Origin of the sequence: Pseudomonas sp. R1-18, from assembly GCF_051132095.1 — a bacterium.
GTDB lineage: Bacteria > Pseudomonadota > Gammaproteobacteria > Pseudomonadales > Pseudomonadaceae > Aquipseudomonas.
In genome coordinates, this window is sequence record NZ_CP071658.1 from 1,550,346 (window position 1) to 1,575,035 (window position 24,690).

The window sequence follows — 24,690 nt, forward strand, 5'->3', positions numbered from 1 at the left end:
TCCTGGTGGTTCACATGATTTGAGAGGCGGCACCTTGTCTACGGGTAATTTGGATTTTGAGCAGTTCCGGGTCTTTCTGGAAAAAGCCTGTGGCATTTTGCTAGGGGAAAACAAGCAATACCTGGTTTCCAGCCGTCTCAACAAGCTGATGGAACAACAGAGCATCAAATCGCTTGGTGAGCTGGTCCAGCGTATTCAGACCCAGCCGCGCAGTGGTCTGCGTGAGCAGGTTGTCGACGCCATGACGACCAACGAAACCCTGTGGTTTCGCGATACCTATCCGTTCGAAGTCATGAAGAACAAGGTATTGCCTGAGTCGATCAAGGCCAGTCCGGGCCAGCGCCTGCGCATCTGGTCGGCCGCGTGCTCGTCGGGGCAGGAACCGTACTCATTGTCGATGACCATCGACGAATTCGAACGCAGCAATCCGGGCCAGTTGAAGGGCGGCGCACAGATTGTTGCCACCGACCTGTCCGGCGCGATGCTCAACAACTGCAAGACCGGTGAATACGACAGCCTGGCGATTGGCCGCGGTTTGTCACCTGACCGCCTGCAACGTTATTTCGATGTGAAAAGCCCGGGTCGCTGGGCAGTCAAGGCGCCGATCAAGAGCCGGGTCGAGTTCCGTTCGTTCAACCTGCTCGACAGCTACGCCAGCCTGGGCAAGTTCGACATCGTGTTCTGCCGCAACGTGCTGATCTACTTCTCCGCCGAAGTAAAGAAGGACATTCTGTTGCGCATCCACGGCACGCTCAAGCCGGGCGGCTACCTGTTCCTCGGCGCGTCGGAAGCCCTCAACGGTTTGCCGGATCACTACCAGATGGTCCAGTGCAGCCCAGGCATCATCTATAAGGCCAAATAACGGCCCGCACGGATGACAAAAAAAGAGACCTTCGGGTCTCTTTTTTTGCCTGCAAGCCCACAGTTCTGTCGGGCACACCGCTGTTAGTGGGAGGGAGCTTGCTCGCGACGGCAGCATCCTGGAGTTTGATCTCCTGCGGATGCATTGACCTCGTCGCCAGCAAGCTGCCTCCCACATAAACGCATGAGACGGTTGGGGCTCCCGCAGGGAGCGCAAGGCGCCAGCCATGCGCAGGCGGCAATGGCAAAAAAACGGCACCTGCCTTGCCGCTTTACGTCGATCCGGCGGAAATGTCTTGCCGCTTTTCTGGCATTGCCACTGTCGACCGGCCTGAAAGCCCCGTAAACACTGCGTATCACAAACTGGCACGCCGATTGCTATGTGAGTGATACGAAAGTCAGGTCAACCGGTAAAGGTTCCCGAAAATGAGCATCAGCTTCGATAAAGCGTTAGGCATACATGAAAAGGCCCTCGGGTTTCGGGCGCAGCGTGCAGAGGTGTTGGCCAACAACATTTCCAACGCCGACACCCCCAACTACAAGGCCCGCGATCTGGACTTCTCTTCGGTGCTGGCCGCCGAAAACGACAAGGCCCAGAACGGTCGTTTCGCTTTGAACATGACCAACACCCGTCATATCGAAGCTGAAGGCATGGGCAATCAGGATGGCAGCCTGCTGTATCGCACGCCGTCCCAGCCGTCCCTGGATCAGAACACGGTCGACTCGCAAGTCGAGCAGGCCAACTACACCGAGAACGCGATGGGCTTCCAGGCCAGTTTCACGCTGCTCAACAGCAAGTTCAAAGGGCTGGTTTCAGCTCTTCGCGGAGAATAATTCATGTCACTCGCCAATGTATTCAACATTGCCGGTAGCGCCATGAGTGCCCAGACCACGCGTCTGAACACCACGGCCAGTAACATCGCCAACGCCGAGACCGTGTCGTCGAGCATGGACGAGACGTACCGCGCCCGTCACCCGGTGTTCGCCACCGTGTTCGAAGGCCAGCAGTCCAATGGCGGTTCGCTGTTTCAGGAGCAGGGTCAGGCCGGCCAGGGTGTCCAGGTTACCGGGATCATCGAAGACAGCTCCAACCTCGAAGCGCGCTATGAGCCCAGTCATCCTTCGGCTGACAAGGACGGGTATGTCTACTACCCCAACGTCAACGTCGTGGAAGAAATGGCCGACATGATTTCCGCCAGTCGTTCGTTCCAGACCAACGTCGAAATCATGAACACCGCAAAGACCATGATGCAGAAGGTCCTGACCCTCGGTCAGTGATAAAGGACGAATCCAATGGCCGTTGAAAACGATGTATCGACGAGTTTCCTGAACAAGCTGCAGAACCCGACGCCGACGTCGACCGACTCGACCGGCACCCTGGGCAAAGATGCTTTTCTGCAGTTGCTCGTCACGCAGATGAAAAACCAGAACCCGCTGGACCCGCAGGACAACACGCAGTTCGTTGCCCAGCTGGCTCAGTTCAGCAGCTTGGAGAGCATGCAGAACCTGACATCGACTGTCGACTCGATTGCATCGAGCTACAAGTCGTCTCAGGCGCTGCAGGCTTCTTCGCTGGTCGGCCGCTCGGTGATTATCGATGCTGGCGCCACCTCGGTGGACACTGCCAAGGGCATGAACGGCACTGTCGTGGTTCCGGCGGCTTCGAGCATGACCACCGTCAAGGTGTATGACGCTCAAGCCAATCTGGTCAAGACCATCGACCTGGGTGCCAGCACTGGCGGCAAAGTCAATTTCGCCTGGGATGGCAAGGCCGACGACGGCACCGTGGCACCGGCAGGCAACTACAGCTTCCAGGCCAGCGGCACCATCGAAGGCAAGAACACCGGTCTTACCACGTATCTGCCGGCGACCGTCAGCAGCGTGACCCTGGGCGTCAATGGCGCCGAAACAACCTTGAACCTGGCCAGCGGCACTACCGTTGCGTTGTCCAAAGTACAAACCATCGGAATTTAGAGCCGGCTAAACGGCGAAGGAGTGTTACATGTCTTTCAATATCGGCCTTAGCGGGCTCTATGCAGCAAACAAAAGCCTCGACGTTACCGGCAACAACATTGCCAACGTAGCGACCACCGGCTTCAAATCGTCGCGTACAGAATTCGCTGACCAATATGCTCAATCGATCCGCGGCACCTCGGGCCAGACCCAGGTCGGCAGCGGCGTTTCGACCGCAGCGGTTGCCCAGCAGTTTTCCCAGGGCAACCTGACCACCGGTACCGCGAACAGCCTGGACCTTGCCATCAACGGCAACGGTTTCTTCATGCTCAGCAACAACGGCGAGAAGCTCTACACCCGTGCCGGTGCATTCCACACCGACAAGGAAGGCTACGTCGTCAACAGCGCCGGCATGAAGCTGCAAGGCTACAACGTCGACGCCAACGGCGACGTCGTGAATGGTGCGCTCAGTGATCTGCGCGTCGACTCCTCGAACCTGGAGCCCAAGTCGACCAACGCTATCACTAACGTCGCCAACCTGAACTCGACCACCGCGCTGCCGACGGTGGCCACGTTCGATCCGACCGACACCAAAAGCTACAACGTCAAGTACAGCACGCCTACCTATGATTCTCAGGGCAACGCGCACACGCTTGACCAGTACTTCGTGAAGACCGGCACCAATACCTGGTCCATGTATTCCCTGATGGACGGCCGCAGCATCAACGACCCGACTTCGACCGCGCCGGACAAGAACGATCTGACGTTCAACTCGTCGGGCGGCCTGGTGGTGACCGGTACCGGCGTACCGAGCAGCAGCGCCAACATCGCTTTCAACACTGACGGCACGTTCAGCGTCAGCAACTGGAAGCCAGGCGTTCAGGTCGGTAGCGGCACCACCACCAGCTGGGAAGAGAACGGCGCCAGCGGCGACACTATCAAACTGAACATGGCGGGCATTACTCAAACCGCTTCGGCTTCCGGCTTGATCACCCAGGATCAGAACGGTTATGCCACCGGCCAGCTGAGCGCCATGAGCGTGGACTCGACCGGCAACCTGTTTGCCACTTACACAAACGGCAAGTCGCAGGTGATCGGCCAGGTATCGCTCACCAACTTTGCCAACGTACAAGGTCTGGCTCAGGCTGGCGGCACCAACTGGCGTGAAACCTTCGCGTCGGGCGTTCCGGTCAGCGGCACACCTCAGTCCGGTACGCTGGGCAATATCACTGGCCAGGCGCTGGAAGATTCCAACGTGGACCTGACCATGGAACTTGTTAACCTGATCAAGGCGCAGAGCAACTACCAGGCAAACGCCAAGACCATTTCCACCCAGAGCACTATCATGCAGACCACCATTCAGATGACCTGATAATGGTTTGAATGAAGTTTGAAAAAAAGCCCGCATCGCTGCGGGCTTTTTTGTGCCTGCAGGAATGCGCATGCCTGCGAACAGCCTTGGCGGCGTGCCTTACGCAGCGCGTTGTATGGTCGCGGGCAAGCGCGCTCCTGCGAGCTTTTATGAGCCATTCTAAGTTCTGTAAATATATAGAACTGTCCCACTATATAACTAGAAAATTCCTACTTTGATAGATGCGAGAATCAAGTTCGTTATTGCAGGTCTTTCATTGCGATCGAGCAATGAATAGTGGCTGTGTATAACAACAATAATTATCGCATCCATGAAGTTGCCGGTAATCCGGCACGGGAGTTTTCATGTCATTCAACATTGCATTGGGTGGGCTGCGTGCCGCTCACAAGCGACTTGAAGTGGCGGGCAACAATATCGCCAACGTCGGGACGGTCGGGTTCAAGTCATCGCGGGCGGAGTTCGCCGCTCTGTACTCATCGTCGCGTCTGGGGAGCGGCAGGGACGCGGTAGGCGATGGCGTGCGCCTGGCCAACGTCAGCCAGAACTTCAATGCCGGGGAAGTATTCTCCAGCAACGGGCATCCACTGGACCTGCGCATTCAGGGCAACGGGTTTTTCGTGGTGAGTGATCGGGGCTCGGTGAGCTATACCCGAGCCGGCGCCTTCGTCAAGGACGCCCACGACTTCATCGTCGACAGCCATGGCAACCGGCTGCAAGGTTACGGCGCCAACGCGCAGGGTGAGATCATCGCCGGCTTGCGTACCGACCTGAAGATCGACACGTCCAACATGGCACCCAAGGCAACCAGCGAGCTCAAGCAGGTCCTTAATCTGGGCTCGACGACACCATCGCTTGCGACCTTGCCGCCGTTCAATGCTGCCGATCCCTCGACCTACACCAAAGTCATTACCCGTACGATCAAGGATGCGGGAGTGCCGGCCGTGCCTGCGGTAATCGATGCTGGCGGGACGGTCATCACTCCGGCCAGGCCCGCTGTTCCGCCTGCCGACCATGAGCTTAAACAGTATTTCGTCAAAACCGACGACGACCAGTGGAATGCCTATGTCACGGTCGACGGCGTCAGCCCGACCGATCCGGCTTCCGCCACGCCGCTGCAATGGTCCATGGCCAGACGTTCTGACGGAACCATGATGTATACCGGTGGCACCCAGCACATCAAGAAAATCTCTGACACCGAATTCAGCCTGACCTACTGGGTACCGGCGCAGCAAAAGGGGGGTGTATGGGGAGCCAGTCCTGCGGCGAGCGGCGGGGCGGTGTCGTTGCCGCTCAGCGAGGGCGGCGTCGATGGCATCGATGAGCGCGACCCGGTGCTGGACAGACCGGTGCCGCTGTTCCGGCCTTCGGAAACCGGGTCTTACAACAAGACGTTTTCCAGCAAGATTTTCGACTCCCAGGGCAACGAACACGAGCTCAAGCAGTATGTCGTCAAGGACGGGGTCAACAGCTGGCGGATGCATTTTCTGATCAATGACCGCAACCCGATGGATGCGCAGCGCACTGAACCGTACACCGCGAGTTTTCTGTTCAACGCCGATGGATCGGTCAGCTCCATGACTGGCGGGTCCGGACTGGAGTTGGATAACCAGACGCTGGTCCTCAAGGGCTGGACGCCGTCGCGACTGGTCGACGCCGGCAAGAGCACCGGCAGGTGGACCAACAATGGTGCGATTGCCAACCCTGAGGGTATCCGGATCGACATGAGCCAGCTTTCCCAGCACAACGCCGAAACCGCGCGCACTTCGTTGCAGGTGGACGGTTATTCGCCAGGATTGCTGTCAGGGATGAGTATCGATGGCAGCGGCACGATCCGGGCGAGTTTCAGCAACGGCCTGTACCGCAACATCGGTCAGGTGATGCTTGCCACTTTCGCCAACGAACAGGGCTTGCAGCCACAAAGCGAAACCCGCTGGACCGAGACCATCGATTCGGGGGCGGCCATCTATGATTCGCCTGGCGTCGGGAGTCTGGGGTCGATCATCGAACGCTCGCTGGAAGGCTCGAACGTCAAGCTGACGGAGGAACTGATTGAACTCATCCAGGCGCAGACCGCGTACCAGGCCAACTCCAAAGTGATCTCCACCGAAGGCACGCTGATGCAGACGATTATTCAGGCAACTTGAATACGTCGTTTGTGCCGGCCTCTTCGCCAGCAAGCTGGCTCCCACGCTTGCGGGACGCAGCCTGCTGGCGAAGGTAGCCCACTGAACGCTTGCCTGTGGGAGCCGGCTTGCTGGCGAGGAGGTATTTGGTGTGGCGTAAATCTGTCCAGTCAAATCGAGCAGTCGGACTTCACGAAGCTGCCATTCATTCTGGTCCAGCCCGGTCCCGGGCTGGTCTGGGCACAGACGATACGGTCGTCGCCTTGCCATTTGTAATAACGGGCAGGCGCGGCATGAGCGGTGACAATCAGAAAGCTGGCCAGCAAGGCCAGGGTGCAGCGGCGAAAACGCATGGTCAGATTCCAGTGTCCGGGAGCAAAGCCAGGCTGACACTCGCATGGCTTGCCAGCTACAAGCAATAGCCTTGCCAGCCACCAGATGCAGTTTTTTTGGCGTTGCGTCCGCCTGAGCAGGCAAGATGTGGCAGTCCGCCGCCGCGGCGTCTATCCATCACAGCTCAGGGCGCTGGCGAAGCCCCTGAAAACGCGGCTCCGCAGGCTGTTTGTATCGACTCTCACAAGTTGGTTCAATAATTGCTTAACCCCTTCCGAACAGCTACAGGCGGCAAGCGTCTGTCGGAGGAGGATTACTGTGGACAAGTTGCTTTACGTCGCAATGAGCGGTGCGTCTGAAAACGCCATGGCGCAAAAGGCTCACGCCAACAACCTGGCGAACGTTTCTACCAACGGCTTCATGCGCGACCTGCAGCAGGCCCGCTCCATGCCCGTGTTTGGCGAGGTCATGCCGTCGCGTGCCTATGCCATGACCGAGCGTCCGGGTACCGATTTTTCCGGCGGCGCAATGGTCGAGACCGGCCGTGAACTGGACATCGCCATCAAGGGCGAGGGCTGGATCGCGGTCCAGACCGCCGACGGTGGCGAGGCTTATACCCGCAGTTCCGGCATGAATATCGACGCGCTTGGCGTGTTGCGCGACGGCAGCGGTTTGCCGGTTATGGGCAACGGCGGTCCTATTGCCGTGCCGCCTCAGCAGCAGATCGAGATTGGCGCAGACGGCACCATCAGCATTCGCTCCTCCGGCGAGAGTCCGCAGGTAATGGCCCAGGTCGACCGCATCAAGCTGGTCAACCCTGATCTGAACACCATGGAAAAAGGCCCTGACGGCCTGATCCACACCAAGAGCGGGCAGCCGGCCCCTGCCGACGCCAACGTGCAGGTCGAGTCCGGTTTCCTGCAAGCGAGCAACGTCAATGCCGTCGAGGAAATGACCTCGGTGCTGAACCTGGCTCGTCAGTTCGAACTGCACGTCAAGATGATGAAGACCGCCGAAGAAGACGATCAGGCCATGGCTCGCGTCTTGCAGATTGGCTAACCATTGATAGCTTGCGCCGACAAACCGGCGCTTGAGGAGAAAAACGAATGCTTCCTGCACTGTACGTTGCCAAAACCGGTCTTGCCGCTCAAGACACCAACCTGACCACGATCTCCAACAACCTGGCGAACGTGTCGACCACGGGTTTCAAGAGCGACCGCGCCGAGTTTCAGGACCTGCTGTACCAGATCAAGCGTCAGCCGGGTGCCCAGTCCACCCAGGACAGCGAGTTGCCGTCGGGCCTGCAACTGGGTACCGGTGTGCGCATCGTCGGCACTCAGAAGAACTTCACTGCCGGTAGCCTGCAGACCACCAACAACCCGCTGGACATGGCCGTCAACGGTCGTGGTTTCTTCCAGATCACCCAGCCTGACGGCACCGTGGCCTACAGCCGCGACGGTACCTTCCACCTGGATGCCAACGGTCAGATCGTGACTGCCAACGGCTACGCGCTGGAGCCGGCCATTGTCGTTCCGCAAAACGCCCAGACTTTCACTGTGGGTCAGGACGGTACTGTATCGGTCACCTTGCCAGGTGCTGCGGCCACTCCGCAGATCATCGGCAACATCCAGACCGCCGACTTCATCAACCCGGCCGGCCTGCAGGCCATCGGTGGCAACCTGTATCTGGAAACCGGTTCAAGCGGCGCGCCGCAGATCGGCACTCCCGGCCTGAACGGCCTGGGTCCGACCCTGCAGAACACCCTGGAAAACTCCAACGTCAGCACCGTGGAAGAACTGGTCAACATGATCACTACCCAGCGCGCGTACGAGATGAACTCCAAAGTGATCTCGACTGCCGACCAGATGCTGCAGAACCTGACGCAAAACCTGTAAGGCCCTGATGTCTCTGCTCAATCCGAAGGGGCGCCTTGAACAGCGCCTGCTACACCGCGAGGTTTTAAGTGTCATGAAACGCCCAAGCATTCTGCGTTTTTCGGTATCGATCGTTTCCCTGTGCGGCATTGCCCTGCTCACCGGTTGCGTGGCGCCTTCCGCCAAGCCCAACGACCCTTACTACGCTCCGGTGTTGCCGCGCACGCCCATGTCGGCTGCTGCCAACAATGGCGCGATCTACCAGGCGGGTTTCGAGCAGAACCTCTACGGCGACCGCAAGGCGTTCCGTGTCGGCGACATCATTACGATCACCCTGTCCGAGCGGATGGCGGCCAGCAAGGCTTCGAGTTCCGATCTCAGCAAGGACAGCACCAACAGGATCGGCCTGACCTCGCTGTTCGGTTCGGGGCTGACCACCAATAACCCGATCGGCGGCGGGGACCTGAGTCTGAACGCTGGTTACTCCGGTAACCGCGAAAGCTCTGGCGACGCTCAGGCTGCGCAAAGCAACAGCCTGACCGGTTCGGTCACCGTGACCGTGGCCGACGTATTGCCCAACGGCATTCTGGCCGTGCGCGGCGAAAAATGGATGACGCTCAATACAGGCGACGAACTGGTACGCATTGCTGGCCTGATTCGTGCAGATGACATTGCAACTGACAATACTGTGTCGTCCACACGTATCGCCGACGCCCGCATCACCTATTCAGGGACCGGAGCGTTCGCCGATACCAGCCAGCCTGGCTGGTTCGACCGGTTCTTCCTCAGCCCGTTGTTCCCTTTCTGATCGCGGGATAGACATGACCAAGTTCAAGCAACTGATAGCCGCCACCTTGTTGTTGACTGCAGCGTTCGGCGCCCACGCCGAGCGTCTGAAGGATATCGCCAGCATTTCCGGCGTGCGGGCCAACCAATTGATCGGTTACGGCCTGGTGGTGGGGCTCAACGGCACGGGTGACCAGACCACCCAGACGCCGTTTACCCTGCAGACCTTCAACAACATGCTGTCCCAGTTCGGTATCAAGGTGCCGGCAGGGTCTGGCACTGTGCAGCTCAAGAACGTGGCGGCGGTTGCCGTGTATGCCGATCTGCCGGCGTTCGCCAAGCCTGGTCAGACGGTCGACATCACCGTTTCCTCGATCGGTAACTCCAAAAGCCTGCGCGGCGGTGCGCTGCTGATGACCCCGCTCAAAGGTGTCGACGGCAACGTTTACGCCATCGCTCAGGGGAACCTGGTCGTCGGCGGTTTTGACGCTGAAGGCCGTGACGGCTCGAAAATCACCGTCAACGTTCCGTCGTCCGGCCGGATTCCTGGCGGTGCTTCGGTCGAGCGCGCGGTGCCGAGTGGTTTCAACCAGGGCAACACGCTGACGCTGAACCTGAACCGTTCCGATTTCACTACCGCCAAACGTGTCGTCGACAAGATCAACGACATGCTTGGCCCAGGCGTTGCGCAAGCGCTGGACGGCGGTTCGGTGCGCGTGACCGCGCCTCTGGATCCGGGTCAGCGCGTCGACTATCTGTCGATTCTGGAAAACCTGGAAATCGATCCGGGCCAGACGGCGGCGAAGGTCATTATCAACTCGCGTACCGGCACTATCGTCATCGGCCAGAACGTCAAGGTATCGCCAGCGGCGGTTACCCACGGCAGCCTGACCGTGACTATCACCGAAGACCCGATTGTCAGCCAGCCAGGTCCGCTGTCCAACGGCCAGACCGCTGTCGTGCCGCGTTCGCGTGTCAACGCCGAGCAGGAAATGAAACCGATGTTCAAGTTCGGTCCCGGTACCACGCTTGACGAAATCGTGCGTGCGGTCAATCAGGTGGGCGCTGCGCCCGGTGACCTGATGGCGATTCTTGAAGCATTGAAACAGGCCGGCGCGCTGCAAGCCGACCTGATCGTGATCTGAGGAGTCGAGCATGGATATGCCCAAGGGCGGAATTTCCACAGCGGCGGATTCGGGTGCATACACCGATATCAACCGATTGTCTTCGCTGAAGCACGGCGACAAGGACAGCAAGGAAAACCTCAAGAAGGTTGCCCAGGAGTTCGAGTCGCTGTTTGTCAGCCAGATGCTGAAGGCTATGCGTTCGGCCAACGAAGTGCTGGCCAAGGACAACCCGATGAACACCGCGGCAACGCGGCAGTATCAGGACATGTATGACCAGCAGTTGGCGGTGACGCTCTCGACCCGCGCGAACGGCATCGGCCTGCAGGACGTGCTGATGCGCCAATTGTCGAAGGACAAGGGCATCAGCCACGCGCCTGCGGCCGAAACACCGGCTGCCCCGGCGGATGACGCAGCGGCCAAAACCGGTCTGGCGGGCAGCGTTTACCAGCGTCCGTTGTGGGCGACTCGTTCCGCGGCTGCCGATCAGGCGGCTGGCAGTGCGGCCGTCGACGGTCGCAACGACATGGCGGCGCTCAATGCGCGTCGTCTGTCGTTGCCAAGCAAGCTGACTGATCGTCTGCTGGCCGGCATCGTGCCGTCAGCTGCTACCCATGCTGCCAAGGCACCGGCCGTTGCGGCCAACGCACCGGGTGCAACGGTTGCCGCTACCGGCGGCAACGGCGACTGGACCATGGACCCGAACCTGGCGCCGGCGCCGGAGCGCGTGCGCTCCATGGCCCAGCCGCCGCTGGCACCGGCCAAGAAAGCCTTCGGCAACGCCGACCAGTTCGTGGCGACCATGTTGCCGCTGGCCAAGGAAGCGGCTGCGCGCATCGGCGTCGACCCGGTCATGCTGGTGGCTCAGGCCGCGCTGGAAACCGGCTGGGGCAAATCCATCATGCGTTCGCAAGACGGCAGCAGCAGCCACAACCTGTTCGGTATCAAGGCGATGGGCAGCTGGAAGGGCGCAGAAGCGCGCGCGATCACCAGCGAGTTCCGCGACGGCAAGATGGTCAAGGAGACGGCGGACTTCCGTTCCTACGATTCGTACGCCGACAGCTTCCACGACCTGGTCAGCCTGTTGCAGAACAACAATCGTTATAAAGAAGTGATCAATTCGGCCGATAAACCGGAACAGTTTGTAAAAGAGTTGCAGAAGGCCGGCTACGCCACTGACCCGGACTACGCCAGCAAAATCTCGCAGATCGCGAAGCAGATGAAGAGTTACGAGACCTACGCCGCCGCGGCGGGCTCTTCCACGACTTTATAAGGTTTTAATCATGTCGCTGATTTCAATTGGGCTTTCGGGCATTACCGCCAGTAATGCCGCGATCAACACCATCGGTAACAACACGGCCAACGTGGACACCGCTGGGTACTCGCGTCAGCAGGTAATGACCACGGCTTCGGCGCAGATCAACATCGGTCTGGGTGTCGGCTACATCGGCACCGGGACCACGCTGTCCGACGTGCGTCGTATCTACAACAGCTACCTCGACGCCCAATTGCAATCCGGCACCGCGCTGAAGGCCGATGCCGTCGCCTATTCCGGGCAGGCCAGCAAGACCGATACGCTGCTGTCCGACAGCACCTCCGGTGTTGCCGCGCAACTGACAAAGTTCTTCAACAACCTGCAGGGCATTGCGACCAACCCGACCCAGTCGGCTGAGCGCTCGGCGTTCCTGACCCAGGCTTCGGCTCTGGCAGCACGTTTCAACTCGGTGTCGGCGCAGCTGTCTTCGCAGAACGAGAACGTCAACGCCCAACTCACCACCTACACAGGTCAGGCGAACGAGCTGACGAGCACCATCGCCAGCCTCAACAAGCAGATCACCCAGGCGTCGGCCGGCAACACCAGCCCCAACAGCCTGCTCGACTCGCGCAATGAAGCCGTGCGCAAGCTCAACGAGCTGGTCGGTGTGAAAGTGGTCGAGAACAACGGCAACTACGACATCTACACCGGCACCGGCCAGTCGCTGGTCAGCGGCGCGACATCGTACAAGATGTCCGCGACGCCGAGCGCGGCTGACCCGCTGCAATACAGCGTGCAGATCGCTTACGGCCAGACTCAGACCGATGTGACCTCGGTCGTCACCGGCGGCTCGATCGGCGGCCTGCTGCGTTACCGCTCCGAAGTGCTGGTGCCTGCCACCAATGAACTGGGCCGCATGGCCATGGTCATGAACGACCAGATCAACACCCAGTTGAGCCAGGGTATCGACAGCAAGGGCAACTTCGGCACCGCGCTGTTCAACAACATCAACAGCGCCGAGCAGATCAGCCAGCGCAGTATTGGCAGCCTGACCAACAGCCTGGGCTCGGGCAACCTGAACGTGACCATCAAGGACACCACCAGGCTCGAAGCCAGCGATTACGAAGTCACCTTCAGTGACTCGGACAACTTCACCGTGCGCCGCCTGCCCAATGGCGAAAGCGTCGGCGTCGGCAAGCTGAGCGACAACCCGCCCAAGACCTTCGAAGGCTTCTCCATGAGCCTCAATGGCGCGGCAGTGACGGCCGGCGACAGTTTCAAAGTGACTCCGACGCGCAACGGCGCTTCGGGCATGTCCGTGGCTCTGACCGATCCCAAGGATATCGCCGCCGCCGCGCCGCTGACCGCCACGGCCGGTGCGAGCAACTCCGGTACCGGTGGCTTCACCCAGCCGGTGCTGACCACTAAGACCGATATCTACAACCCGACCAAGACGCTGGACCTGCGCAATGCGCTCAAGGATTCTACGCCGATGCGTCTGGTGATGGGCGCGGCCACCAACGGCGTGCAGAGCTATCAGCTGCTCGACTCGAAAGGCGCGGCGGTACTGGACAAGAATGGCAACGCCATCACCGGCAGCATCATTCAGGGCCAGAGCAACAACCTGAAACTCAGCGTGGGCTACACCGACACTTCCACCACGCCTAGCAGCACGGCCTCGTTCGATTTCGAGATGAGCATTTCCGGCACGCCGCAGGTTAATGACACGTTCTCGGTAGGCCTGACCGGCGCGGGTTCCTCGGACAACCGCAATGCCACGGCCGCCGTTGCCTTGCAGACCGCCAAGACCGTTGGCGTGACCAACGGCGGCGTGGGCACCAGCCTGTCCGGCACCTATGCCGACCTGACTTCGGCGGTCGGCACCCGTGCCGCCCAGGGCAAGAGCGATGTGACCGCCACGGAAGCCGTGGTGGCCCAGGCCAAGGCGGCTCGCGATTCGGTTTCCGGCGTGTCGCTGGACGAAGAAGCCGCCAACCTGATCAAGTATCAGCAGTACTACACCGCGTCGTCGCAGATCATCAAGGCGGCGCAGACCATTTTCAGCACGCTGATCAACAGCCTTTAAGGAGTCGTGAGCCATGCGTATTTCAACTTCCCAGTTCTACGAAGCCTCGACCGCCAACTATCAGCGTAACTACGCGAATGTCGTGAAGACCAGCCAGGAAGTTGCGAGCGAAACCAAGCTCAACACCGCCGCGGATGATCCTGTTGGTGCTGCGCGCGTCTTGCAACTGGCTCAGCAGAACTCGATGCTGACCCAGTACAAGTCGAACATCAGCACCATCAACACCAACGTCAACAACACTGAGACGGCGCTCAAGAGCATTCAGGATTCGATCCTGGCCGCCCGTGATCTGGTCCTCAAGGCCGGCAACGGTTCCTACACCGACAAGGACCGTATTTCCACGGCCGGTGAACTGCGGGAATTGCAGAAAAACATTCTGGGCCTGATGAACAGTCAGGATTCCAACGGCCAGTACATGTTCTCGGGCTCCAAGTCGTCGACCGCGCCTTATTCGATGAATGCCGATGGTACTTACAGCTATAACGGCGACCAGAATGCGCCGACCCTGGCGGTGGGTGACGGCCTGAAGCTGGCGGCCGGAACCACCGGGTTCGAGGCATTCGAACAGGCGCTCAATACGACGCGCACGTCTTCGACCCTGATATCTCCCGCAACCGACGACGGCAAGGTGACGCTGTCCGGTGGGCTGGTGCAATCGACCAACACCTACAATTCCAGTTATCAGAGCGGCGAGCCGTACTCGTTGACGTTCATCAGCGCCACCGAATTCCGCATCACCGACGGCGCTACGCCGCCCAACGATGTGACTGTCGATGCGTCCAACGCCGGCAAGATGGATTACACCACCTTTGCCGACCAGACCTTCACCTTCCGTGGCGTGGAGCTGAAGCTGAACCTGAACCTGGGCGACGCCGACAAGGCAACCCCCGCTGCGGCGAACACCGCGTTGACCGGCCGCAGCTACCAGCTGGCCTCGACGCCGGACAGCATCACTGTGGCGCGCAGCCCCGGCAACCCGTCCGCCACCACCGTCAGCGGCGCTGCGGTAGGCACTTCGGCAGCTGACAAGACCGCCTACAACAACGTATTCCCGACCACCGGCGCCGTGCTCAAGTATTCGAGCACCAACGGTTACGAGCTGTATGCCTCGCCGTACACCGCCGGTAACTCGCCGGTCGCTGCAGGTGTGGTGACCGGTTCAGTGGTCAAGGCTGCGGGCGTCGAGTTCACCATCGCCGGTGGCCCGCCTGCCGATGGCGACACGTTCCTGGTTCAGGGCGGCACGCACCAGACAGAGAACATCCTCAACACACTGACCAACATTATCAACGTGCTCAACACACCGACCGATGGCGATCTGGTCAAGACCCAGCAACTCAACGCGGCGCTGACGTCAGCGCTTGGCAACGTGTCGAGCAGTCTGGAGCAGGTGTCCACGGCTATTTCCGCCGGCGGTGCGCGCCAGGTGGCCGCTGGCGCGCAGGACACCACCAACGATCTGCTGATGGGCAATAACACCAACGAGTCCGACAGCTACGTCAAGGCCGACGTGATTGAGGCATCCACCCGCCTGCAACTGCAAAAAACCATGCTCGAAGCCTCGCAAATGGTGTTTACCCAGCTGTCCCGGTTGAACCTTTTCAGCCAGCTGTAGGCCTGACGCACAACGCAGGTTGTCTTTTTCTTAGCGGTGAGGGGAGCCATCCGACCGGCTGGTTTCCCGCCGGTCGTGAGTTCGTACTGTGAAATCAGCCCCCCTCGTCAGCATCGTCATCCCCGCGCTCAACCCCGGCTTCTTCCGCGTCGCGCTGCAAAGCGCGCTTGATCAGTCCTACGAAAATCTTGAAATCATCGTTTGCGACGACAGTCGCACCGCCGAAATCAAGACTATCTTCGACGAGACGGTGCCTGCCGACAGCGAAATCGCGCGCTACGTCGCTAACCCGCATCGCCTGGGTTTTCAGAACAATCTGCTGCAATGCCTGGAACTGGCACAGGGCGAGTACATCAAGTTTCTGTGCGATGACGACCGTCTGTACAGTTACTGCGTCGCGCGCCAGGCGCAGGTGCTGGATCAGCATGAAGATGCACGGCTGGTGGTAAGCCGTCGCTATCTGGTCGATGTGGATGACTATGTGCTGCCGGCCCGGATGGAGAACGTCGGGCTGGTGCCGTACGACGCCTTGTTCAAAGGCGAGGACATGCTGGCGATCTTCGAGAAGACGCCGCGCAATTACCTGGGTGGTTTCAGTGGCGCGCTGATGCGTCGCAGCGACGTACAGGACTATCTGCCGTCTCTGGCCCAGCCGGGGCAGGGGTTTGTCGCTTTGCTGGACTTCGCTCTGTTCATCTGCCTGATGCGTCGCGGCAATCTGGTCGCGCTCAACAGCGTCGACAGCACGGAGCGGATGCACCCTGGCCGTTTCAGCAGCCAGCCGGACATGTACCAGAAGGCGACCACCGAATGGGGCTGGCTCAACGAGATGCTCAAGGCGCGCAGCGGCGAGCAGGCTCCCGCTCAAGGCTGGGTGCGCTTTCTGCCGTTACGCAAGGTCGAGGGCCTGTCCCACGACTGGGACGAAGTCGGTCTGTACGGCGTCATGGCCAACCGGCAGGGCGTCATGCGCAGCAGGGTCGGCAGCGAAAGCGAGAGCTTTGCCGAGCTCTATGGGCAATGGTTGTCCTGCCGTCGCTTTGCCGCCTCCGAGCACAAGCTGATTGAAAAGCGCATTGCCAGTTGGGCATGGCAGCCACGGATCGTGCCGCTGATCATTGACCCTCAGGGCAATACCGAAGCCCTGCAGATCACCCTCGACAGTCTTGCCGAACAGAACTACGCCGCGCATTCGGTGGTGGTGATGACCACTGCCGCCAGAGTCGAGGACCCACAGGTCCTGCGCCTGCCGTTGCAAGACAATTGGGCCGCGCAGCTCAACGAAGCATTGCCGCTGCTCGAAGGTGCCGACTGGGTCTACCTGTTGCGCGCCGGCGATCGATTGACCCAGGCGGCGCTGCTGGTGCTGGCCGAGCATGTCGCGCAGGTGCGTGGCCTGCGCTGCGTGTACAGCGACGAGGGCGCGTTCGACGTAGAGAAATCCTACGAGCCGATCTTCAAGCCCGACTTCAATCTGGACTTGCTGCGTGCTTACCCCTACGTCGGGCGCGCGCTGGCGTTCGATCGCCAGCAGGTCATCGAGCTGGGCGGTTTCGACCCGCAATTCAAAGAGCTGGCGCCTCATGACGTGATCTGGCGTCTGTTGGAAACCGCCGGACCGCAGACCATCGAGCACATTGCCGAGGTTCAGGTCGAATCGCAGCTGTCGTTCGCCCAGTGGTTGTCGCTGCCGGACGTGGTCGAGCAGAACGCGCCGGTGGTGGCCGCTCACCTGCAACGCATCGGCCGGCCGCACATTATCCATCGGGACCAGCTGCCGCTGATCAATCGCGTCGAATACCTTCACGACAGTCAGCCGCTGGTGTCGATCATCATCAGCACCAAGGATCAACTGGCCGCGCTTGAGCGTTGCGTCGATAGCCTGCTGAGCAAGTCCAGCTATGTGAATTACGAAGTGCTGCTGGTCGACCGGGCCAGCGAGAGCCCCGAAGCCCGCGACTGGTTTGCCGCCATGGCGCAGCTCAACAGCGACAAGCTGCGCGTGCTCAGTGCACCTCAGCCGACCAACGAAGCCGCCACCCAGAACTTCGCCGCCGCACAGGCTCGTGGTGAGTATCTGGTGATGCTCAGCCCGCATGCGTTGATTCTGCAGGCCGACTGGCTGGAAGAATTGCTCAACCACGCCCAGCGTCCTGAAGTGGGCATCGTCGGGCCGCGCATTCTCAACGCCCAAGGCAGCGTGCTGTATGCAGGCATGGTGCTGGGCATGGAAGGCATCGCCGGCAAACCGTTCCTCAACACCAGCGCAGGCGCGGGCGGCTATATGCAGCGCATGCAGTTGACGCAGAACTGGAGCGTGGTCAGCGGCAACTGCCTGATGGTGCGCCGCGAGGTGTTCGAGTCTGTCGGTGAAATGGACGGCGCGACCTTCACTCAGGGTCTCCAGGATCTGGATCTGTGCATGCGCGCCGGTCGCGATGGCTGGCTGGTAGTGTGTACGCCGTATGCGTCGGTGGCCCTCGCCGAGCCGTCCGCAGCGCCGCGCTCCGCCGCTTCGCGCGAAGATCTGGACAACGAGCAGCTGGCGTTCTACCGCCGCTGGCTGCCGCAGATCGCACGCGATCCGGCGTACAACCCCAACCTGAGCCTCGGTGAAGCGAAAGCATTTCACCTTGACCCCGGCCTGCAGGCTGGATGGAACCCGTTCTGCACCCGGCACCTGCCGTCAATCCTCGGTATGGCGGTCAACTCCTCGGCGGTCGGTCACTATCGGCTCAGTCAGCCTTTGATCGAGCTGTCAGCCGCAGGGCGGATCATCGGGCGGATGACCTACGAGTCGCCATCGATTGTTGAAATCGAGCGCCAGTCGCCGGACGTGATCGTCTTCCAGGGCCGCTACACCGAGGCCAAGGTGCCGGATATCGTTCAGGTCAAGAACCTGTCGAGCGCCATGCGTATTTTCGAACTCGACGACTACATCGCCGACGTACCGGAGCGTAACGAACACCGCCGCAATATGCCGGATAACATCGCCGCCATGCTGCGCAAGGGCATCGGGCTGTGTGATCGGGTCGTGGTTTCGACGCACCCGCTGGCGCAGGCCTTGTCGAGCATGCACAGCGACATTCGCGTGGTGCCGAACATGCTCGCCCCGCACTTGTGGAGCAACCTCAAGAGCAAGCGCCGCAGTTCGTCCAAGCCGCGCATCGGCTGGGGCGGCGGCACCAGTCACCGCGGCGACCTGGAGCTGATTGTCGATGTGGTTCGCGAGCTGGCGGATGAAGTCGAGTGGGTGTTCTTCGGCATGTGCCCGGACCTGCTCAGGCCCTACATTCACGAATTCCACACGGCCGTGAGCCTGCAAACCTATCCGGCCAAGCTGGCGAGCCTGAACCTGGATCTGGCGTTGGCGCCGCTGGAATTCCATATTTTCAACGACTGCAAAAGCAACCTGCGACTGCTGGAATACGGTGCCTGTGGTTACCCGGTGATCTGCTCGGATACCGAGGCCTATCGCGGCCACTTGCCGGCGACCCGGATATACAGCAACAGCCCGCAGGAATGGCTGCAGGCGATTCGCATGCACCTGTCCGACCCCAATGCCAGCTATCGTATGGGGGATGAACTGCGTGAGGCGGTGCTGCGTGACTTCATGCTGCGCGGAGAAAACCTGCAGTACTGGGCCAATGGCTGGCTGCCGGATTGATCGAGTTGTAATTGAACGCGCTCCAGCGGATGCACCGCTGGAGCGGTCATGAATTTGCACCTGCTCCAACGCTGCTGCATCCATGCCGTAGGTTGAGCGTGCCAAGGTTTGCCAAGGAAAGACTATGCAAAACGCAATCGGGAACGTCGCTACGCCCATGAATCAGCGCCTGACCTTGGTGTTGCTGGCCCAGGATCAGCCGGACTTCCTGCGCCGCGCGTTGAAGTACTACAGCGACTTTCCATTCACCATCAGCGTTCTGGATACTTCGCCGCAAGCGGACAATGAAATCGCCAGCACCGCTGGCATCCATTACCTGCACCGCGCCGACCTGGTGGACGCCAGCCTCAGCGCGCGGATTGCCTTGGGTGTTGAGCAGGTCGAAACGCCGTTCGTGACGTATGCCGATGTCAGCAGTTTTCTGCTCAAGCCCGCGCTGCACGAGGCGCTGGGTTTTCTCGAAGACCATGACGAATACGGCGCTTGCCAGGGCTACAGCCTGAGCTATCAGGCGCACGTCGATCATGTCGACTACCTGCGTCGTGATCGCAAGGTCGCAGAAGATCATTCGGATGATCATTCGCTGCAACGTCTTGTCGGGTTCCTGGGCCAGAGCATTTCGCTGCTCAACGCCGTGACGCGTACCGCGTTGGCGCGACAGTGGTTCGCGTCCCTGCCGCAAGACACCGAGCTGCACTGGCAAGAGATCGGCCAGATGAGCTTTCTGGCAGTCTCAGCGAAACTGCGCATCCTGCAGCTTCCTTATGCGCTGCATCTGCTGGCCAGCGAAAACGAGCACGTACGTTATTGCTCGGCACTGCACGCGGCTCTGAGCCACAAGGACCCGAAAGCCACCGCGGGCCGTGAAGGCTTCGCCCAAAACTTGCTGACTGCGCTTGCCAACGTGCCGGGCGTTTCCGTCGATGAGGGCAGGGCGCAGATTCTTGCTGGCTTGCAGGCCATGGCTGAAAGTCTTGAAACCCAGCCGTTTCAAGGCAAGGAGACGCTGGTCAAGTCGCAGTGGAATGTCGCGTTCGAGCAATCGGAGCCGCGATTCGAGCCGCGACAGTTCGTGGAATTGCCTTTCTACAATCAGCCGCTGTTCGATGAGCTGGCAAAGATCGAGTTTCTGGTTCACGCGATGCCAGCCGGTCGTGTTCAGCTTCAGGAGCTGGAAGGCGCTTTGCTCAAGCAGGCCGAGCTGACCCGCGTGCAGTTGAATCCTGATGCCGACACGTACAAGAACCGGTTGTGGCAGGCGTATGGCATTTACGCGTTCAATCTGGGTGTCGTGCAGAGCCTGGCCGAAGAATTGAGCAAGTCCGCTGAAGACGAAGAAGAAACCCAGCGACTGGCAGGGTGGGCACAGCGCCTTCAGGCGGTTTCGTCCCAGGACAACGGCAAGCTGCTTGACGGTATGCCGTCCGGCCGGCTGCTCAACTGGCTCGACAGCCGTAACCCGAACGCGTTCGAGCTGAAAAAATACAGCGCCAGGCTGGCCAAACAGCCAGGTGGCTCGCAGATTGGCATCCTGTTGCTGGACCTGGAAGCTGATATTTTCAAGCTGCAGATCACCTTCGACAGCCTCATGAACAGCCACTACAAGGCGTTCAAGGTGGTGGTTTTCACCACCGGCGAGCTCCCGGCGGTCACTACGCTGCAGAACACCCTGCATTTCGTGAAGGTCACTGAAAACAATTACGTCGACCGGATCAATCAGGTGGTCAAGCAGTCTCCGAGCGACTGGCTGATGCTGGCGCACGCCGGCGAGCAGTTCACCAAGAGCGGCCTGTTGCTGGCCAGCCTCGAACTGGCCGATGCGCCGCAGTGCCGCGCAGTGGCCATCGACGAGATCCATCGTCAGGCCGATGGCACGCTGACGCCGTTGTTCCGCCCGGGTTTCAACCTTGACCTGCTGCAAAGTGTGCCTGCGCTGATGGCCCGGCACTGGTTGATCCGTCGCGAGCTGCTGGTGGAAGCGGGCGGCTACGCCAAGGAGTTCGACAAGGCGCTTGAATTTGACCTGTTGCTGCGTCTGATCGAGCAGGGCGGCATGAACGGTCTCGCTCACCTCAGCGAGCCGGTCGTGATCTGCGAAGCGCCACAGCTTGAGGTCAATGAAGCCGAACAAAAAGCATTGACGCGTCATCTTGGCCAGCGCGGCTATCAAGCGGAGGTCAATTCCGCGCTGCCTGGAACCTACAAGATCGACTACCGTCACACCAGCCGGCCGATGGTCTCGATTATCCTGCATAGCCAGGACAACCTCGCCGATCTGCAGCGCTGTCTGCAAAGCGTATTGCAGCGCACACGTTACGGGCGTTATGAAATTCTCATCGGCGACAACTGCAGCAGCTCTGCGGAACTGCTGCAATGGCTGGACCAGCAACAGCAGGCTTCGAGTCGCATTCGGGTGTTCAAGGCCGACTCGCGGATCAGTCCGGCTGCGTTGCGCAACTTGGTGAGTCGCGAAGCCAAGGGTGAGTACCTGATTCTGCTGGACGCCGAAAGCCAGATCGTCAACGTCGGCTGGATCGAATCAATGCTCAACCAGGCGCAGCGCCCTGAGGTGGGTGTGGTTGGCGTCAAGCTGATCGACCGTGAAGGCAGCGTGACTCAGGCCGGCCTGGTTCTGGGCTTCAACGGTAGTGTCGGGTCGGCGTTCGTCGGTGAGTCGAAGCGCTCGCGAGGCTATATGCATCGCCTGGTCGTCGAGCAGAATTGTTCAGCCGTGTCGGCGGCATGCCTGATGATCGGCAAAGAGTTGTTCGATGCAGTGGGCGGGCTGGACGAAGTTGCGTTCGGCGAGAGTCTGGCGGATGTGGATCTTTGCCTGAAGGCGGCTCAGAACGGTTACCTGACGGTCTGGACTCCGCATGTTCAAGTGGTGCACAGCGGGCTGGTACAGGCCGATGACGAAACGCGCCGCGCGCTGATCGACAAGTGGTCGGGCCGATTCGAGCAGGATGAGGCTTACAGCAAAAACTTCTCCCTCAGCGGCGCAGGTTTCACCCTCGTCGAGTTCTGAGCCTCACGCATCCGGCGGTCCGTCCCCTTGCAGGGGGCGGTTCGCGGGATTTGCCGCCGCATTGGCAGGTCACCCTCGACCAGCCTCATCCCGTCCCGAGAGCCAAACAAAACGCGCCCCGAGAGTGACCTGCGGGTCATAACGTGCATCTTCACTGTATCGTGCTGCGGGGATCGACGTTCGCCCGGCTTGCCTATTCAGGCCCAAGCCCTAGAAAATGTCCGCAAAACACCTCCATTCGGTAGCGCCCTGATCATTTTGGGACGAACATTGACCTGTTTACTAATCGGGAAGCCATGATGATTGGCATAAAAAGCATAGCGAGTTACGTGCCCACCGCAGGCGTGGATAACTACGCTCAGGGCGCCAAATTCGGCAAGGATGAAGAATTCATTCTCGGGAAGATTGGCTCCACCTTCCTGCCGCGCAAGGAAGACACCCAGGAAACCTCGGATCTGTGTGTTGAAGCCGCGAACGTGCTGTTTGCCAACAATCCCCAGCTCAAGCGTGAAGACATCGACGTGCTGATCGTCGTCACCCAGAACGGCGACGAGGAAGGCCTGCCGCACACCGCAGCCATCGTCCAGGACAAGCTGGGTCTGTCGACCAATGTGGCGGCCTTCGATATTTCTCTGGGTTGCTCGGGCTACGTCTATGGGATCTACGCGATCAAGGGCTTCATGGAAGCGGCGGGTCTGAAGAACGGCCTGCTGATCACGGCTGATCCGTACTCCAAGATCGTCGACCCTGAAGACCGCAACACCACCATGCTGTTCGGCGACGCCGCTACCGCTACCTGGATGGGCGAAGACGCTCCATGGCTGCTGGGCAAGGCGAAATTCGGCACCGACGGGTCCGGCGCGCCACATCTGAAGGTGAGCAACGGCGTGTTCTTCATGAACGGCCGACAGGTATTCAACTTCGCCCTGGTGAAGGTCCCGGCGCATTTGCACGAACTGCTCGGGGAGTCCGGTCTGCAGCCGGATGACATCGATGCGTTCTGCATCCACCAGGGCAGCGCCGCAATCGTCGACGCCGTCGCCCGACGCTTCGAAGACAAGCCGGAGAAGTTTCTCAAGGACATGGTCGAGACCGGCAACACGGTATCGTCCAGCATTCCGCTGCTGATCGAGAAGCACGTGCTTGGTTCTTCGTTCAAGCGTGTTGCGTTGAGCGGCTTCGGCGTCGGCCTGTCCTGGGGTTCGGCGATTATCTATCGGGCGTGAAGCAGCCCTGCGGGAGCTTGGGCGTAGGCGATACGCCGCTCTCCGGTGGGAGGGAGCCTGCTCGCGACAAGGCCGGTAAAGTCGCAGCAAATCTACGGGCCTGAACGCAGCCGTCGCCAGCAAGCTGCCTCCTGCAAATCTGCCTCGATGCCTGTAAGAGCGCGAAGGCCGGAACAGTCACAGCCTGTAGGGCCGCGAGCCGCACTGTCGCAGGCAAGCTCGCTCCTGCCCCGATTCCCGTTCCTGCTCTGATCTTTCCGGTTTTTCCCTCTATAAAGCACACGTTTTATTGACGCCATTCCTCGGTCGTTTTCGCGCCAAGCCCTTGATTTACAAGGGGTGGCAGTCTGCTAGCAAATTATTTAAAAAAAACGCTCAAGCAACCTGCCACCGCGACGATAACTATTACGAAGGTTCTCTAGGCACACCCGGCGATTGCAGGGGCCGGGAAGCCACGTAGTACCCAAACCAACGAGGAATTCATCATGGCTTTAACAGTAAACACCAACGTTGCATCCTTGAACGTTCAGAAGAACCTGAGCAAGGCGTCTGACGCTCTGTCGACTTCGATGACCCGCCTGTCTTCCGGCCTGAAAATCAACAGCGCCAAAGACGACGCCGCTGGCCTGCAGATCGCTACCCGCATCACTTCGCAGATCCGTGGTCAGACCATGGCTATCAAGAACGCCAACGACGGTATCTCGATCGCTCAGACCGCTGAAGGCGCTCTGCAAGAGTCGACCAACATTCTGCAGCGTATGCGTGAACTGGCTGTTCAGTCCCGTAACGATAGCAACAGCGAAAGCGATCGTACCGCTCTGAACAAAGAATTCACTCAGATGAGTGAAGAGCTGACCCGTATCGCCAACAGCACCAACCTGAACGGCAAGAACCTGATCGACGGTACTGCCAGCACCATGACTTTCCAGGTCGGTTCCAACACTGGCGAGTCCAACCAGATCACTCTGACCCTGAGCGCCAGCTTCGACGCTGACACCCTGGGCGTTGGTTCGGCAATCACCATCGGTGGTTCCGACAGCGCTGCTGCCGAGACTGCTTTCTCTGCTGCAATGGACGCGATCGACTCGGCTCTGTCGACCATCAACTCGACTCGTGCTGACCTCGGTGCTGCACAAAACCGTCTGACCAGCACCATCTCCAACCTGCAGAACATCAACGAAAACGCCAGTGCTGCACTGGGTCGCGTACAAGATACCGACTTCGCTGCTGAAACTGCACAGCTGACCAAGCAGCAGACCCTGCAACAGGCTTCCACCTCTGTTCTGGCTCAGGCTAACCAGCTGCCATCCGCTGTACTGAAGCTGCTTCAGTAATATCGGAATGAGTTTGGCGGGGGAGTGCTTAACGGTGCTCTCTCGCTTTTTTA

18 protein-coding genes are annotated in these 24,690 nt (G+C 59.9%); 17 read left to right on the forward strand and 1 reads right to left on the reverse strand.

Going from position 1 to position 24,690, the window contains the following annotated elements:
- Positions 1–34: 34 nt before the first annotated feature.
- From cheR to J3P77_RS07270, 6 genes are all read left to right on the forward strand, one after another.
- A complete protein-coding gene (cheR, locus tag J3P77_RS07245) occupies positions 35–862 on the forward strand; it encodes a protein-glutamate O-methyltransferase CheR (protein ID WP_434680698.1) in 828 nt (275 codons plus the stop codon).
- A gap of 425 nt (positions 863–1,287) precedes the next feature.
- Entirely contained in the window at positions 1,288–1,695 is a 408-nt protein-coding gene (gene flgB, locus J3P77_RS07250) for a flagellar basal body rod protein FlgB (protein WP_434680699.1), read from the forward strand.
- A 3-nt stretch (positions 1,696–1,698) separates the two neighbouring features.
- Positions 1,699–2,139 carry a flagellar basal body rod protein FlgC gene (gene flgC, locus J3P77_RS07255; RefSeq protein WP_434680700.1) on the forward strand — a complete coding sequence of 147 codons (441 nt, stop codon included), beginning with the start codon at positions 1,699–1,701 and terminating at the stop codon, positions 2,137–2,139.
- A gap of 15 nt (positions 2,140–2,154) precedes the next feature.
- On the forward strand, positions 2,155–2,835 hold the full coding sequence (locus tag J3P77_RS07260) for a flagellar hook assembly protein FlgD (protein WP_434680701.1): 681 nt from the start codon (positions 2,155–2,157) through the stop codon (positions 2,833–2,835).
- 28 nt (positions 2,836–2,863) lie between these two features.
- A complete protein-coding gene (flgE, locus tag J3P77_RS07265) occupies positions 2,864–4,186 on the forward strand; it encodes a flagellar hook protein FlgE (protein WP_434680702.1) in 1,323 nt (440 codons plus the stop codon).
- A 344-nt stretch (positions 4,187–4,530) separates the two neighbouring features.
- Complete coding sequence (locus tag J3P77_RS07270; protein WP_434680703.1) at positions 4,531–6,330, forward strand: flagellar hook-basal body complex protein; 1,800 nt, start codon at positions 4,531–4,533, stop codon at positions 6,328–6,330.
- Between the two features lie 149 nt (positions 6,331–6,479).
- Here J3P77_RS07270 and J3P77_RS07275 read toward each other — a convergent pair whose 3' ends face one another.
- A complete protein-coding gene (locus J3P77_RS07275) occupies positions 6,480–6,662 on the reverse strand; it encodes a hypothetical protein (protein WP_434680704.1) in 183 nt (60 codons plus the stop codon).
- A 298-nt stretch (positions 6,663–6,960) separates the two neighbouring features.
- On the opposite strand from J3P77_RS07275, the gene J3P77_RS07280 reads away from it, so the two are divergent.
- The 11 genes from J3P77_RS07280 to J3P77_RS07330 all read left to right on the forward strand — a co-directional run bounded on the left by J3P77_RS07280 (position 6,961) and on the right by J3P77_RS07330 (position 24,637).
- On the forward strand, positions 6,961–7,701 hold the full coding sequence (locus J3P77_RS07280) for a flagellar basal body rod protein FlgF (protein WP_434680705.1): 741 nt from the start codon (positions 6,961–6,963) through the stop codon (positions 7,699–7,701).
- Positions 7,702–7,748: 47 nt separating this feature from the next.
- Entirely contained in the window at positions 7,749–8,537 is a 789-nt protein-coding gene (flgG, locus tag J3P77_RS07285; protein WP_434680707.1) for a flagellar basal-body rod protein FlgG, read from the forward strand.
- 73 nt (positions 8,538–8,610) lie between these two features.
- Positions 8,611–9,324: a flagellar basal body L-ring protein FlgH gene (gene flgH, locus J3P77_RS07290; protein ID WP_434680708.1), complete on the forward strand. Its 714-nt coding sequence runs from the start codon at positions 8,611–8,613 to the stop codon at positions 9,322–9,324.
- Between the two features lie 13 nt (positions 9,325–9,337).
- On the forward strand, positions 9,338–10,447 hold the full coding sequence (locus tag J3P77_RS07295; RefSeq protein ID WP_434680709.1) for a flagellar basal body P-ring protein FlgI: 1,110 nt from the start codon (positions 9,338–9,340) through the stop codon (positions 10,445–10,447).
- A 10-nt stretch (positions 10,448–10,457) separates the two neighbouring features.
- The gene (gene flgJ / locus J3P77_RS07300) at positions 10,458–11,699 is read left to right on the forward strand and encodes a flagellar assembly peptidoglycan hydrolase FlgJ (RefSeq protein ID WP_434680711.1); all 1,242 of its coding nucleotides are present in this window, start codon (positions 10,458–10,460) and stop codon (positions 11,697–11,699) included.
- A 10-nt stretch (positions 11,700–11,709) separates the two neighbouring features.
- Positions 11,710–13,767, forward strand: coding sequence for a flagellar hook-associated protein FlgK (gene flgK, locus J3P77_RS07305; RefSeq protein WP_434680713.1), 2,058 nt, complete (start codon positions 11,710–11,712; stop codon positions 13,765–13,767).
- Between the two features lie 13 nt (positions 13,768–13,780).
- Complete coding sequence (locus J3P77_RS07310) at positions 13,781–15,382, forward strand: flagellar hook-associated protein 3 (RefSeq protein ID WP_434680715.1); 1,602 nt, start codon at positions 13,781–13,783, stop codon at positions 15,380–15,382.
- An 88-nt stretch (positions 15,383–15,470) separates the two neighbouring features.
- Positions 15,471–19,049, forward strand: coding sequence for a glycosyltransferase (locus J3P77_RS07315; RefSeq protein ID WP_434680717.1), 3,579 nt, complete (start codon positions 15,471–15,473; stop codon positions 19,047–19,049).
- A gap of 124 nt (positions 19,050–19,173) precedes the next feature.
- On the forward strand, positions 19,174–22,077 hold the full coding sequence (locus J3P77_RS07320; protein ID WP_434680719.1) for a glycosyltransferase family 2 protein: 2,904 nt from the start codon (positions 19,174–19,176) through the stop codon (positions 22,075–22,077).
- A gap of 299 nt (positions 22,078–22,376) precedes the next feature.
- Entirely contained in the window at positions 22,377–23,303 is a 927-nt protein-coding gene (locus J3P77_RS07325; RefSeq protein ID WP_434680721.1) for a ketoacyl-ACP synthase III, read from the forward strand.
- Positions 23,304–23,788: 485 nt separating this feature from the next.
- Positions 23,789–24,637 carry a flagellin domain-containing protein gene (locus tag J3P77_RS07330; protein ID WP_434680722.1) on the forward strand — a complete coding sequence of 283 codons (849 nt, stop codon included), beginning with the start codon at positions 23,789–23,791 and terminating at the stop codon, positions 24,635–24,637.
- Positions 24,638–24,690 lie beyond the last annotated feature (53 nt).

Excerpts from the sequence above, each read along its gene's own strand:
- flgE (WP_434680702.1), top strand. The coding sequence starts at position 2,864 with ATGTCTTTCAATATCGGCCTTAGCGGGCTCTATGCAGCAAACAAAAGC.
- flgB (WP_434680699.1), top strand. The coding sequence starts at position 1,288 with ATGAGCATCAGCTTCGATAAAGCGTTAGGCATACATGAAAAGGCCCTC.
- flgK (WP_434680713.1), top strand. The coding sequence starts at position 11,710 with ATGTCGCTGATTTCAATTGGGCTTTCGGGCATTACCGCCAGTAATGCC.
- flgG (WP_434680707.1), top strand. The coding sequence starts at position 7,749 with ATGCTTCCTGCACTGTACGTTGCCAAAACCGGTCTTGCCGCTCAAGAC.
- J3P77_RS07270 (WP_434680703.1), top strand. The coding sequence starts at position 4,531 with ATGTCATTCAACATTGCATTGGGTGGGCTGCGTGCCGCTCACAAGCGA.
- J3P77_RS07320 (WP_434680719.1), top strand. The coding sequence starts at position 19,174 with ATGCAAAACGCAATCGGGAACGTCGCTACGCCCATGAATCAGCGCCTG.
- flgC (WP_434680700.1), top strand. The coding sequence starts at position 1,699 with ATGTCACTCGCCAATGTATTCAACATTGCCGGTAGCGCCATGAGTGCC.
- J3P77_RS07310 (WP_434680715.1), top strand. The coding sequence starts at position 13,781 with ATGCGTATTTCAACTTCCCAGTTCTACGAAGCCTCGACCGCCAACTAT.
- J3P77_RS07325 (WP_434680721.1), top strand. The coding sequence starts at position 22,377 with ATGATTGGCATAAAAAGCATAGCGAGTTACGTGCCCACCGCAGGCGTG.
- J3P77_RS07260 (WP_434680701.1), top strand. The coding sequence starts at position 2,155 with ATGGCCGTTGAAAACGATGTATCGACGAGTTTCCTGAACAAGCTGCAG.
- flgJ (WP_434680711.1), top strand. The coding sequence starts at position 10,458 with ATGGATATGCCCAAGGGCGGAATTTCCACAGCGGCGGATTCGGGTGCA.
- J3P77_RS07275 (WP_434680704.1), bottom strand. The coding sequence starts at position 6,662 with ATGCGTTTTCGCCGCTGCACCCTGGCCTTGCTGGCCAGCTTTCTGATT.
- J3P77_RS07295 (WP_434680709.1), top strand. The coding sequence starts at position 9,338 with ATGACCAAGTTCAAGCAACTGATAGCCGCCACCTTGTTGTTGACTGCA.
- flgH (WP_434680708.1), top strand. The coding sequence starts at position 8,611 with ATGAAACGCCCAAGCATTCTGCGTTTTTCGGTATCGATCGTTTCCCTG.
- J3P77_RS07330 (WP_434680722.1), top strand. The coding sequence starts at position 23,789 with ATGGCTTTAACAGTAAACACCAACGTTGCATCCTTGAACGTTCAGAAG.